The 12,622-nt window shown below is 73.5% G+C and carries 12 protein-coding genes; 9 read left to right on the forward strand and 3 right to left on the reverse strand.

Features of this window, described 5'->3' with window-relative positions; genetic code table 11:
* The first annotated feature begins 11 nt into the window (after positions 1-11).
* Positions 12-1,043, forward strand: a complete 1,032-nt coding sequence (locus LWJ43_RS17830; RefSeq protein ID WP_277333230.1) for a hypothetical protein — start codon at positions 12-14, stop codon at positions 1,041-1,043.
* 97 nt (positions 1,044-1,140) lie between these two features.
* On the opposite strand, the gene LWJ43_RS17835 is transcribed toward LWJ43_RS17830, so the two are convergent.
* The gene (locus LWJ43_RS17835) at positions 1,141-2,283 is read right to left on the reverse strand and encodes an NADH-quinone oxidoreductase subunit D (protein WP_277333231.1); all 1,143 of its coding nucleotides are present in this window, start codon (positions 2,281-2,283) and stop codon (positions 1,141-1,143) included.
* Positions 2,280-3,281, reverse strand: coding sequence for an SAM-dependent methyltransferase (locus tag LWJ43_RS17840; RefSeq protein ID WP_277333232.1), 1,002 nt, complete (start codon positions 3,279-3,281; stop codon positions 2,280-2,282). Before LWJ43_RS17840 ends, LWJ43_RS17835 begins: the two co-directional genes overlap by 4 nt.
* 96 nt (positions 3,282-3,377) lie before the next feature.
* Between LWJ43_RS17840 and LWJ43_RS17845 the strand changes: the two genes are divergently transcribed.
* Both LWJ43_RS17845 and LWJ43_RS17850 read left to right on the forward strand, forming a co-directional pair.
* Positions 3,378-4,586, forward strand: a complete 1,209-nt coding sequence (locus tag LWJ43_RS17845; protein ID WP_277333233.1) for a sensor histidine kinase — start codon at positions 3,378-3,380, stop codon at positions 4,584-4,586.
* A gap of 26 nt (positions 4,587-4,612) precedes the next feature.
* Positions 4,613-5,287 (forward strand): response regulator, encoded by a 675-nt coding sequence (locus LWJ43_RS17850; protein ID WP_277333234.1) that lies wholly within the window; start codon positions 4,613-4,615, stop codon positions 5,285-5,287.
* A gap of 40 nt (positions 5,288-5,327) precedes the next feature.
* Here LWJ43_RS17850 and LWJ43_RS17855 read toward each other — a convergent pair whose 3' ends face one another.
* On the reverse strand, positions 5,328-6,440 hold the full coding sequence (locus LWJ43_RS17855) for a DUF5937 family protein (protein ID WP_277335917.1): 1,113 nt from the start codon (positions 6,438-6,440) through the stop codon (positions 5,328-5,330).
* A 104-nt stretch (positions 6,441-6,544) separates the two neighbouring features.
* Between LWJ43_RS17855 and LWJ43_RS17860 the strand changes: the two genes are divergently transcribed.
* The 6 genes from LWJ43_RS17860 to LWJ43_RS17885 all read left to right on the forward strand — a co-directional run bounded on the left by LWJ43_RS17860 (position 6,545) and on the right by LWJ43_RS17885 (position 12,554).
* Positions 6,545-6,703, forward strand: a complete 159-nt coding sequence (locus LWJ43_RS17860) for a hypothetical protein (RefSeq protein WP_277333235.1) — start codon at positions 6,545-6,547, stop codon at positions 6,701-6,703.
* Between the two features lie 236 nt (positions 6,704-6,939).
* On the forward strand, positions 6,940-7,914 hold the full coding sequence (locus tag LWJ43_RS17865) for a Rossmann-like and DUF2520 domain-containing protein (protein ID WP_277333236.1): 975 nt from the start codon (positions 6,940-6,942) through the stop codon (positions 7,912-7,914).
* Entirely contained in the window at positions 7,911-8,924 is a 1,014-nt protein-coding gene (panC, locus tag LWJ43_RS17870; RefSeq protein WP_277333237.1) for a pantoate--beta-alanine ligase, read from the forward strand. Before LWJ43_RS17865 ends, panC begins: the two co-directional genes overlap by 4 nt.
* Positions 8,921-10,705 carry an L-aspartate oxidase gene (locus tag LWJ43_RS17875; RefSeq protein ID WP_277333238.1) on the forward strand — a complete coding sequence of 595 codons (1,785 nt, stop codon included), beginning with the start codon at positions 8,921-8,923 and terminating at the stop codon, positions 10,703-10,705. The genes panC and LWJ43_RS17875 overlap by 4 nt, the downstream gene beginning before the upstream one ends.
* 2 nt (positions 10,706-10,707) lie before the next feature.
* Positions 10,708-11,757, forward strand: a complete 1,050-nt coding sequence (gene nadC / locus LWJ43_RS17880) for a carboxylating nicotinate-nucleotide diphosphorylase (RefSeq protein ID WP_277333239.1) — start codon at positions 10,708-10,710, stop codon at positions 11,755-11,757.
* The gene (locus LWJ43_RS17885; RefSeq protein ID WP_031091045.1) at positions 11,757-12,554 is read left to right on the forward strand and encodes a type III pantothenate kinase; all 798 of its coding nucleotides are present in this window, start codon (positions 11,757-11,759) and stop codon (positions 12,552-12,554) included. The genes nadC and LWJ43_RS17885 overlap by 1 nt, the downstream gene beginning before the upstream one ends.
* Positions 12,555-12,622: the final 68 nt, after the last annotated feature.

The following is a 12,622-nucleotide window of genomic DNA, read 5'->3' on the forward strand; positions in this document are numbered from 1 at the left end:
AATTTCGGGCCATGCCACGAGGACGCCACCGCCATTCGCCGCCCCTCCACAGAATCCTGCCTCCCGCCGTGGTGGCCGGAGTGCCGGCCGTGTGTGCCGCCGGAGCCTGGCTCCTCGCGGAGCCCCTGGCGCTGCGCACCCTGGTGGCCGTGACAGCGGCCGCGGCGGTCACCGGTGCCTGTCTGATGCGCAGCTGGGACCGGGCCGCCGGGCTGCGGGTCGCGGAGCTCGCCCGTGCGCGCGCCAGCGACGAGTGGAAGACCGAGGAGCGCATAGCCGAGCTCGAGGCGGACCTCGAGGAGTCAAGGGAACTGCGCACCCGGCTGGAGACCAAGCTGCGCCGCAAGCGCGTGGAACTCGCCGGTCTGCGCGGCGAGCACGCGGGGCTGCTGCGCCGGTACGCCAACGCCGAGACGGAGCGCGCCAGCGCGCTGGAGGGCCGCAGGCAGCTGGCCATCGAGGCGTCCTCACCGCATGAGCTCCTTCCCGCGCGTTCCACGCCGACGCCGGGCGCGTACGTGCGTGCCGCTCAGGCCCTGCGGGACCTGAGCCGCAACGCCGCACTCCAGGAGGCGCGCCGCACGGCCGAACTGGCCCGCCTGCGCGACATCGCCGAGCGGTCCGAGGAACGGGCCCCGGAGGGCGACGGCCCGAAGGGGAAGCACGCGGCGGTCGCCGGAGCGGGTGACCTCCAGCACCGCCGTCCCGAGTCCGCCCTGCCCGCACCGCGGCTGTCGCCCGCCGCGGCGGTGCGCCCGCCGCGCTCCGTACCCGCGGCATCCGCCGTCGTCCCGTACGCCGCCGCGCGCCGTCACCTCGTCCCGCAGGGGAGCTTCGACTTCTTCGGCACGCAGAAGGCGAACGCCGCGATCGAGTCCGTGCAGAACGAGGACCTCGCGGACGTGGTGGGCGAGGAGGCACTGGCGGCGCACCGCACCGGCACGGCCGAGAACCGCGCCGTCGGCAAGGTCATCGACCTCACGGCCCACGACGACACCGAGCAGCTGGCGGTCGTCGAGCTGCGCAGCGCCGTCTCCTCCTAGCCGCGGGCACCCGTCGGCCAGGCGTGGCAGCGGGCGGCACCGGCCTCGCGCGGCGGGCGTCCTGGCCGGACCGGTCTCCCCGGGCCGGCGGCCCGGGTCACTTGTCGATGTCTCCTACGACGAAGAAGAGCGAGCCCAGGATCGCCACCATGTCGGCGACGAGCGTGCCCGGCAGGAGCTCGGTGAGGGCCTGGATGTTGTTGAACGAGGCGGAGCGCAGCTTCAGCCGGTACGGGGTCTTCTCTCCCGTGGACACCAGGTAGTAGCCGTTGACGCCCAGCGGGTTCTCGGTCCAGGCGTAGGTGTGGCCCTCCGGGGCCTTGAGCACCTTGGGCAGCCGCTGGTTGATGGGCCCGGGAGGCAGGTCCGCCATCCGGTCGAGGCAGGCGTCGGCGAGGTCCAGGGCGTTGTGGGTCTGTTCCAGCAGGCACTCGAAGCGGGCCAGGCAGTCGCCCTCGGTCCGGGTGACGACCCTGAGGGTGTCCCGCAGTTCCCCGTACGCGAGGTACGGCTCGTCGCGCCGCAGGTCGAAGTCGACGCCGGAGGCCCTGGCGATCGGCCCGGACACCCCGTAGGCGTGCACGGCCTCGGCGGACAGGACGCCCACCCCGCGGGTGCGGCCCCGGAAGATCTCGTTGCCGAGCACCAGCCGGTCGTAGACGTCCATGCGTGAACGCACCGACGCCACGGCGTCCCTGGCCCGGCCGAGCCAGCCCGCGGGCAGGTCCTCCTTGAGGCCGCCGACCCGGTTGAACATGTAGTGCATGCGGCCGCCGGAGACCTCCTCCATCGCGGCCTGGAGCTCCTCGCGTTCCCGGAACGCGTGGAACATCGGGGTGATCCCGCCGAGTTCGAGGGGGTAGGAGCCGAGGAACATCAGGTGGTTGAGGACCCGGTTCAGCTCCGCGAGCAGCGTCCTCGTCCAGACGGCCCGCTCGGGCACCTCCATGCCGAGCATCCGCTCGACGGCCATCACGACCCCGAGCTCGTTGGAGAACGCCGACAGCCAGTCGTGGCGGTTGGCGAGCATGATGATCTGCCGGTAGTCCCTTGCCTCGAAGAGCTTCTCGGCGCCCCGGTGCATGTAGCCGATGACGGGTTCGGCCTGCTGGATCCGCTCGCCGTCCAGGACGAGCCGCAGCCGGAGCACACCGTGGGTGGAGGGGTGCTGCGGACCGATGTTCAGCACCATGTCGGTGCTCTCCGCCGCGCCGCCGATGCCGATCGTCGTCTCCGTCATGCGGGACAGTATCCCCCCTCACGTTCCGGGACCCGATGCCGCAGCCAGCCGAAGTCACCCAGCCCGCCGCGCGCCGTGAGCTCCGCCGCCTCCCCCGCCGAGGCGAGCGCCCGCACATAGCCGGCGGGGTCCGCCGACGCCTGTGCCAGTGGCGGACGTCCACCGCTGACGCCCAGTTCCCGCAGCGCCGTCCGCTGGTCCAGGATCTCGGCCGCGCCGTCCGCTGCCGCCGCGCAGGCGTCCAGTGCCACGTGCGAGGTCAGGTCACAGCTCCCGTCGGGCACCGGTGGTACCTCGCGGCCCTCGCGGAATCCGGTGAGCGTGCCGAAGGGCGGCCTCGACGCCCGTACGTGCGCGTAGTCCACCGCCACCGCGGTGCCGCCGGCCAGCGACGCGACGGCCCGTGCCCAGGCCTCGTCGCGGGGCCGGCCGATCTCCGCCCGGTCGCCGGGCCGGGACAGCGGCCACCAGCGGCTCAGCCAGCGGGCGTCCGCCCCGGTCACCGGGTCGCCGAGCCGCTCGGTGCCGTCGGCCCGGCGCACGAGGACGTAACGGGGCACCCCGTCCGCGTCGGCCTCGGCGACGTCCGTGGGCACGTTGTCCAGCCATTCGTTGGCGAAGAGCAGCCCCCGCGCACCTTTCGGGGGTTCGGCGCACCACTCGACGGCCGGGTCCAGGCCCGGCGGGCGCGGGGCGATTTCGACGGCGTACGCCCGCACGGTGAGGCCGGGGGCCGGGGCTCCGTCCCGCAGCGCCGCAAGCACCCCGGTCAGCAGCTCGCCGCGCCCCGCTCCCACATCGACCAGGTCGACCGAGTCCGTCCCCAGCTCGCGCGCCGTGCCGGCCAGCAGCCGGGCGACGGCGGTGGCGAACAGCGGGGAGGCGTGCACCGAGGTGCGGAAATGCCCCGCCGGGCCCTCCGGGCGCCGGTAGAACCCCTCTTCCCCGTACAAAGCGGTCTCGGCGGCCTCCCGCCAGCGGCACCAGTCATACGTCACGTAGGCAAGTCTCCACCTTGGGGAGTACGGTCCCAGGACCCGGATCGGCCCTCCGGCTGACCCGGGCACCGATCAGCTGTCCCTACGCTGGGTGACGTGCAGCGCTTCTACGATTTCATCCGCAGACACCCGACGGGCGTCGACATCCTCTGGGCTGTCCTCCTCCTCGGGTTCTCCGGCGTGTCCATCGTGACCGACCAGACCGGTGCCGGCGGGGAGCGCGTCGCCGGGGTGCCGATCGCCGTCGGCCTGTCCGTCGTGGTCGCGCTGCGCCGCCGCGTGCCGGAGAAGATGCTGCTGCTCGCCATCCTGATGGGGCTCGCCCAGCTGGTGCTCGGGGTGCGGCCGGACGTGGCGGACTTCGCCATGCTGGTGATCACGTACACCGTGGCCACGGTGGGGGAGCGCTGGGCGTCCCGGCTGGCCCTCGGGTGCAGCCTCGTCGCGGCGGGTTTCTCGCGTCTGCGCTGGCCCGACGACGCGCCGTACGGCGGCTGGGCGCAGACGCTCGGGTACGTCGTGATCATGACCGTGCCCTTCGTCCTGGCCTGGGTGCTGGGCGACTCCATACGCACCCGGCGGGCCTACTTCAGCCAGCTGGAGGAGCGGGCCGCCCGGCTGGAACGGGAGCGCGAGGCGCAGTCGAAGGTCGCCGTGGCCGCCGAACGTGCCCGTATCGCCCGTGAACTGCACGACGTCGTCGCGCACAACGTCTCGGTGATGGTGGTGCAGGCGGACGGTGCCGCGTATGTCATGGACTCGTCGCCGGATCAGGCCCGGCAGGCCCTGGAGACCATCTCCGGCACCGGCCGCAAGGCGCTCGCCGAGATGCGCCGGCTGCTCGGGGTCCTCAGGACCGGCGATTCCCAGGAGAGCGGGGAGTACGTCCCCCAGCCCGACGTCGAACAGATCGAGGAACTCGTCGGCAAGGTCAGGGAGACCGGCCTCGCGGTGGACTTCAAGATCGAGGGCACTCCGCGTCCGCTGCCGAGCGGGGTCGAGCTGACCGCGTACCGCATCGTCCAGGAGGCGCTCACCAACACCCGCAAGCACGGCGGCCCCGACGCCGGGGCGAGTGTGCGGCTGGTCTACTTCGACGACGGGCTGGGCCTGTTGGTCGAGGACGACGGCCGCGGCGCCCCCCACGAACTCTACGCGGACGGTGGGGCCGACGGCGCGGGACAGGGGATGATCGGGATGCGTGAGCGGGTCGGCATGGTCGGCGGCACGCTGGACGCGGGTCCGCGTCAGGGCGGCGGCTTCCGGATCAGCGCCCTGCTTCCGCTCAAGCCGGCCGAACAGTGACCGTGAGGACAGGAGACCAGACCCCCATGGCGATCCGCGTGATGCTCGTCGACGACCAGGTGCTGCTGCGCACCGGCTTCCGGATGGTGCTCGCCGCCCAGCCGGACATGGAGGTGGTCGCGGAGGCGGGCGACGGGGCCGAGGCGGTCGAGATCCTGCGGTCCACGGCCGTCGACGTGGTGTTGATGGACGTACGCATGCCGAGGCTGGACGGTGTCGAGGCGACCCGGCGCATCCGCGCGCGGACCGACCCGCCCAAGGTGCTGATCCTGACCACGTTCGACCTGGACGAGTACGCGTTCTCCGGCCTCAAGGCGGGCGCCAGCGGTTTCATGCTCAAGGACGTCCCGCCCGGCGAACTGCTCTCCGCCATCCGCTCGGTGCACAGCGGGGACGCCGTCGTGGCACCGTCCACGACCCGCAGGCTGCTCGACCGGTTCTCGCCGATGCTGCCGAGCGGCAGGACCGAGCCGCAGGACAAGCACGTCGAGAAGCTGACCGGGCGCGAGCGCGAGGTGATGATGCTGGTCGCGCAGGGCCTGTCGAACGGCGAGATCGCGGCCCGTCTGGTGCTGTCCGAGGCCACCGTGAAGACCCACGTGGGCCGCATCCTCACCAAACTGGGCCTGCGCGACCGCGTCCAGGTGGTCGTCCTCGCCTACGAGACGGGCCTGGTCAGGGCCGGTGGCGGCGCGGGCTGACCGGTCGTCCCGCTGATGCTGATCCGGGTCGACGGGCCGCTCACCGCAGCACGCCCTCCAGGAAGTCGCTGCCCAGGCGGGCGACCACCGTCAGGTCCAGCGAGTGCAGGACGTACCGGCCGCGTCGCCGGGTGCCGGCCAGGCCGGCCTTCTTGAGCACCCCCAGGTGGCGGGAGACCTCGGGGGGCGTGATGCCGAGCGAGTCGGCGAGCTCACCGGTGGTGTACGGGGAGCGGGCCAGATTGCGGCAGATCCGCATCCGCAGGGGGTGGGCCAGCGCCTCCAGCCGGAGCTGGAGCAGCTCGACGGAGGCGGGGGAGGGCAGTTCCGGGCGGTGGACCGGGTAGTGGATCACCGGACGCCAGCCGGGGGCGTGCAGCACCATCAGATGAGGCCAGCCGAAGCTGGTCGGGACGAGGGTGAGGCCGGTGCCCGCGGCCGATCCCGTTGCGTCGGTCCGGCCCGTGGACAGCTTGTCGGCGCTGATCCTGCCGGCCTCCTCGTCCAGGGACAGCGCCGCGGAGACGGCTTCCAGGGCCGCGCCGACGCCCTTGCGCCGCAACAGCTCGGTCTTGTGCCGTGCGTCGGCGGCCAGCTGGACCTGGACGCGCCGCCAGGTGTCGGCGAAGAAGGCCTGGTCGCAGTCCTCGAGGAGGCGCCGGACCCAGACGCGTACGGAGGCGGGGTCGGCCAGCAGCTGCCGGGTGAAGTCCAGTTGCTTCGGTCCCCTGGCGGTCGCCATCTCGACCGCGCGGGCCCGCGTGCGCGCGTCGGTGAGCGGAGAGGGCGCCCCGGTGTCGTACAGACTCGAACAGGTGAATTCCAGGGCGGCCGAGACGAACCGTTCGTCGTCGAGCTGGTCCAGGATGTCCAGGTCCTCGGCGAGCGTCGAGCCGGTCCTGCCGTCCCCGCCGAGGACACCGGCGAAGGGCATGAAGATGTCGGAGAAGGTGTTCCGCCACAGGAACTCCGCCTCGTGCAGCCGGTCGGCGAGGTCCGGCTCCAGGGCCGCGGAGGTGGCGGTCGTCCAGCCGTGCAGCCCGGGGTGGTGTCCGGGCTCGGAGAGGGCATGGAGGGCGAGCCCCAGCTCGGCGAGGGGGGAGGTCTCGAAGACTATGCGCCCGGGAGGCAGGCCCGCGATGTCGATGTGCACGCTCACCCCTCCATGGTGCGGGGTGCCCGGGCGGATCCGGACGCCACTTGACTGCGGTCGTCAATCCACGCGCGGCCCCGCCGGGCCGGAGCCAGGCTGGACTCATGGACATCGTTCAGCAGCACATGCTCGACAGCTACCGGGCCGCGCGGCACGGTGAGGCGCCACCCCCGCCGCCCGGCTCCCACGACCGGGAGGTGCTGCGTGGAATCCGCGGCCGGATCCGCGCCTGGGTCGCCACGCACAGGCCGCCCCTGGCCTGAGCCCGGACATACCGGCCCCGGCCCTGCTTCCTTCGGTTCCGGTCCTCCTGCCCGCCGGTGACCCGCGTGGGACGATCACCGGCCCGGACGGCCGGCGCTGTCCGCCCGGGAAGCTCGCGGTGCGCGAAAGTTATCCACAGGCTGTGGACGGCCGGAGTGTGTGACGAAACGCTGGCGTAGCATGCAGATGAATCGTCCGGTACCCGCCGCGGACTGGAACGGAAGGCCGTCGCCGCGTGAACGCATCAGTTTCCAGAGAAGCCCTCGACGCGAGGGACCGCCCTGCCCGCCTCACCGTCGGAGTCGTCGGCGCGGGCCGGGTCGGCCCCGCCCTCGCCGCCGCGCTGCAGCTCGCCGGGCACCGCCCGGTCGCCGTGTCCGGTGTCTCCGACGCATCTGTGCGCCGGGCCGCCGCCCTGCTGCCCGACGTCCCCCTCGTGACCCCCGCGGAGGTCCTCGCGCGCGCCGAGCTCGTGCTGCTGACCGTCCCCGACGACACGCTGCCCGGCCTGGTCGAAGGCCTCGCCGAGACCGGCGCCGTACGACCCGGGCAGCTGCTCGTCCACACCTCCGGGCGGTACGGGACCCAGGTGCTCGACCCCGCGCTGCGGGCCGGCGCCCTCCCGCTGGCCCTGCATCCGGCGATGACCTTCACCGGCACCTCCGTGGACGTCCAGCGGCTGGCGGGCTGCTCCTTCGGGGTCACCGCCCCGGAGGAGCTCAGGCTCGCGGCCGAGGCGCTCGTCATCGAGATGGGCGGCGAGCCCGAGTGGGTTGCCGAGGAGTCCCGGCCGCTCTACCACGCGGCTCTGGCGCTCGGCTCGAACCACCTGGTCACCCTCGTCGCGCAGTCGATGGACCTGCTCCGGCAGGCCGGCGTGGGCGCGCCCGACCGGATGCTCGGCCCCCTCCTGGGAGCCGCGCTCGACAACGCCCTGCGCTCCGGCGACGCGGCGCTGACCGGCCCCGTCGCCCGGGGTGACGCGGGCACGGTGTCCGCGCACATCCGGGAGCTGCGCGCGCACGCACCGCAGACGGTGGCCGGATACCTCGCCATGGCGAGGGCCACGGCCGACCGGGCGCTCGACCACGGCCTGCTCAAGCCGGAGTCCGCGGAGGCACTGCTCGGCGTCCTGTCGGACAACGGCGCCGCCCACGGAACGAACGGAACGAACGGTCCCGGCGAGTCCGGGCCGGGGGAGAAGCGATGAACACCGCACCCGCCACCCTGCTGCGCTCCGCCGCCGAGCTGGAAGCCCTGGGCCGGGCCGCCGGGGCCCGCCGCGCCGTCGTCATGACGATGGGCGCGCTCCACGACGGCCACGCCACCCTCATCCGCGCGGCACGGGCCGCGGCGGGCCCCGGGGGCCAGGTCGTGGTCACCGTCTTCGTCAACCCGCTCCAGTTCGGCGAGGCCGCCGACCTCGACCGCTACCCCCGCACCCTGGACGCCGACCTCGCCGTCGCCACGGAGGCCGGCGCCGACGCGGTGTTCGCCCCGTCCGTCGACGAGGTCTACCCCGGCGGCGAGCCCCAGGTCAGGATCACCGCGGGCCCCATGGGCGAGCGGCTGGAGGGCGCCGCCCGTCCCGGGCACTTCGACGGCATGCTCACCGTCGTCGCCAAGCTCCTCCACCTCACCCGGCCCGACGCCGCGTTCTTCGGACAGAAGGACGCCCAGCAGTTGGCGCTGGTCCGCCGCATGGTCCGCGACCTGAACTTCGGCATCGACATCGTCGCGGTGCCGACCGTCCGCGACCCGGACGGTCTCGCGCTCTCCAGCCGCAACCGCTTCCTCTCCGCCGAGGAGCGCAGTACGGCGCTGGCCCTGCCCAGGGCCCTGTTCGCCGCCCGCGACCGGCTCGCCGCCCAGCAGACGCTGCACGCCCGCGCGCGGACGACACCGGAGCGCGAGGGGCGGGCCGCCGCCCTCACCCGCCTCGGAGAGGCACGGGCGGCCGCCGACACGCAGGCCGTGGCGCTCGCCCGGCCCACCGTCGCGCCGTCCGCGGTGCTGGCCGCGGCACGGGCGGTCCTGGACGAGGCGGCCGAGGCGGACGTGCCCCTCACCCTGGACTACGTGGCGCTCGTCGACCCGGCGGACTTCACCGAGGTACCCGACGACCGCGTCAGCGGCGAGGCGGTCCTCGCCGTCGCGGCACGGGTGGGAGCCACCCGCCTGATCGACAACATCCCGCTGACCCTCGGAGCGCTCACATGACCGGAATACGGCTGACCGCCCCCGCCCCCGGCTGGGCCATCGACGCGGACGTCGTCGTGGTCGGCTCCGGCGTGGCCGGTCTCACCACCGCTCTGCGCTGCTCCGCGGCGGGCCTCAGGACCGTCGTCGTCACCAAGGCCCGCCTCGACGACGGCTCCACCCGGTGGGCCCAGGGCGGCATCGCCGCCGCGCTCGGAGAGGGGGACACCCCCGAGCAGCACCTCGACGACACCCTGGTCGCCGGAGTGGGTCTGTGCGACGAGACGGCGGTGCGCGCCCTGGTCACCGAGGGGCCCGGCGCCGTACGCCGGCTGATCGACACCGGCGCGCACTTCGACACCACCGACACGGGGGCCATCGCGCTGACCCGTGAGGGCGGCCACCACCGCCGCCGCATCGCGCACGCGGGGGGTGACGCGACGGGTGCCGAGATCTCCCGTGCCCTCGTCGAGGCGGTCCGCTCGGCCGCCCTGCGCATCATCGAGAACGCCCTGGTCCTGGACCTGCTCACGGACGCCGAAGGCTGTGCCGAGGGTGTCACCCTGCACGTCATGGGAGAGGGGCAGCACGACGGCGTCGGCGCCGTCCACGCCCCGGCCGTGGTGCTCGCGACCGGCGGCATGGGGCAGGTCTTCTCCGCCACCACCAACCCGCCGGTCTCCACGGGCGACGGGGTGGCGCTCGCACTGCGGGCGGGCGCCGAGGTCTCCGACCTCGAATTCGTCCAGTTCCACCCGACCGTCCTGTTCCTGGGTGCCGACTCCGAGGGACAGCAGCCGCTGGTGTCCGAAGCGGTGCGGGGCGAGGGCGCCCATCTCGTGGACGCCTCCGGTACCCGTTTCATGCTCGGGCAGCACGAGCTGGCCGAGCTGGCGCCCCGTGACGTCGTCGCCAAGGCGATCACCCAGCAGATGCACCTCCAGGGCACCGGGCACATGTATCTCGACGCCCGTCACTTCGGCGCCGAGATGTGGGAGCAGCGGTTCCCGACGATCCTCGCCGCCTGCCGCGCCCACGGCATCGATCCCGTCACCCGGCCCATCCCGGTGGCCCCCGCCGCGCACTACGCCTCCGGCGGCGTGCGTACGGACCTCCGGGGCCGTACGACGGTGCCCGGCCTGTACGCCTGCGGCGAGGTCGCCTGCACGGGCGTGCACGGGGCGAACCGGCTGGCGTCCAACTCCCTGCTGGAGGGCCTGGTCTTCGCCGAGCGCATCGCGGCCGACATCACCGGCGCCGCGGACGGGCCCCCGGCGGATTCCGGGGCCCCCGTCCGGCGCACCCCCGTGGCGGGTCCCGCCGGGGCCGGCACCGTCACGCTGCTGACCGCAGAGTCCCGGACCGCGATCCAGCGCATCATGACCAGGGGTGCCGGGGTCATCCGTTCCGCCGGGAGCCTCGCCGCCGCGGCCGAGGAGCTGGAGGCGCTCCAGCGCGCCGCGGCCGCCGCAGAGGAGGACGGACCGAAGGACGCCGTGCCCGGGGTCGAGGCGTGGGAGGCCACGAATCTGCTCCTCGTCTCACGGGTCCTGGTCGCCGCCGCGCGGGAGCGCGAGGAGACCCGCGGCTGCCACTGGCGCGAGGACCTGCCCGACCGCGACGACGCCGCCTGGCGCCGCCACATCGTCGTCCGCATCGCCCCGGACCGGCAGCCCGTCGTCACCACGACGGACGGTGCCGGGTTCCCGCCCGTACGCCCCGGAGCCCCCGCGGGCCCCATGGACGCGGCAGCGTCCGACAGAATTCGCAACCATCCCGCCGACGCCCCCGAGGAGCCGTAACCGTGAGCACGCCCGAAGAGAATCCGCGCCCCACCCCCGTGGACGTACCGCTGATCCACATCGGCGTACCCGCCGAGTCCGGGGGCGGCTGCGGCGACGGCTGCGGCTGCGGTGACGGGTACGACCCCGACGGCCTGGAGTGCGGCCTCGATCCCGCACTGGCCCAGCTCCTGGCCGACGCCGGTCTGGACCCCGTCCAGGTCGAGGACATCGCGCACGTGGCGATCGAGGAGGACCTCGACGGGGGCGAGGACGTCACCACCGTGGCGACCGTCCCGGAGGACTCCGTCGCCACCGGTGACTTCACGGCGCGCGAGGCGGGCGTCGTCGCGGGGCTGCGCGTCGCCGAGGCCGTCCTGTCCATCGTCTGCACCGACGAGTTCGAGGTCGAGCGCCACGTCGAGGACGGCGACCGCGTCGTGGCAGGCCAGAAGCTGCTCACGGTCACCACCCGCACCCGGGACCTGCTCACCGGCGAGCGCAGCGCGCTCAACCTGCTCTGCAGGCTCTCCGGGATCGCCACCGCGACCCGCGCCTGGGCCGACGTGCTCGAAGGCACGAAGGCGAAGGTCCGCGACACCCGCAAGACCACTCCGGGGCTGCGCGCGCTGGAGAAGTACGCGGTGCGCTGCGGCGGCGGGGTCAACCACCGCATGTCCCTCGTGGACGCCGCGCTGGTCAAGGACAACCACGTGATCGCCGCGGGCGGCGTGGCCGAGGCGTTCAAGCGGGTCAGGACGACGTTCCCGGAACTCGCGATCGAGGTCGAGGTCGACACCCTGGAGCAGGTCCGCGAGGTGCTCGACGCGGGTGCCGACCTGATCCTGCTGGACAACTTCACCCCGTCCGAGACCGCCGAGGCGGTCGCCCTCGTCGGTGGCCGTGCGGTGCTGGAGTCCTCGGGCCGGCTCACCCTCGGCTCCGCCCGCGCCTACGCCGAGGCCGGCGTGGACTACCTGGCCGTCGGCGCCCTGACGCACTCCTCGCCGATCCTCGACATCGGCCTGGACTTCCGTGACACCGCGGCGGAGACCTACGGGGCCGGCGCCTGATGCTGCTCACCATCGACGTCGGCAACTCCCACACCGTCCTCGGCCTGTTCGACGGCGAGGAGATCGTCGAGCACTGGCGGATCTCCACGGACGCCCGGCGCACAGCCGACGAGCTGGCCGTCCTCCTCCAGGGCCTGATGGGCATGCACCCGCTGCTCGGTGTCGAACTCGGCGACGGCATCGAGGGCATCGCGATCTGCTCGACCGTCCCCGCCGTGCTCCACGAGCTGCGGGAAGTCACCCGCCGCTACTACGGCGACGTCCCCGCGGTCCTCGTGGAGCCGGGCGTCAAGACCGGTGTGCCGGTTCTGACGGACAACCCGAAGGAGGTCGGCGCGGACCGCATCATCAACGCGGTGGCAGCCGTCGAGCTCTACGGCGGCCCGGCGATCGTCGTCGACCTCGGCACGGCCACGACCTTCGACGCGGTCTCCGCGCGGGGTGAGTACACGGGCGGGGTGATCGCCCCGGGCATCGAGATCTCCGTGGAGGCCCTCGGAGTGAAGGGCGCCCAGCTCCGCAAGATCGAGCTGGCGCGGCCCCGCAGCGTGATCGGCAAGAACACCGTCGAGGCCATGCAGTCCGGCATCGTGTACGGCTTCGCCGGTCAGATCGACGGGGTGGTCGAGCGCATGAAGAAGGAGCTGGCCGCCGACCCCGACGAGGTCACCGTCATCGCGACCGGGGGTCTTGCTCCGATGGTGTTGGGCGAGTCCTCCGTCATCGACGAGCACGAGCCCTGGCTGACGCTCATCGGCCTGCGCCTCGTGTACGAGCGCAACATCGCCCGGATGTAGAGCGCGCCCGCGACCACCTGCGGGAACGGCTCGGTGGCGCGCCGTCCGACGGCGCGCCGCCGAGCGGT

Origin of the sequence: Streptomyces sp. JH34, assembly GCF_029428875.1 — a bacterium.
Lineage (GTDB): Bacteria > Actinomycetota > Actinomycetes > Streptomycetales > Streptomycetaceae > Streptomyces.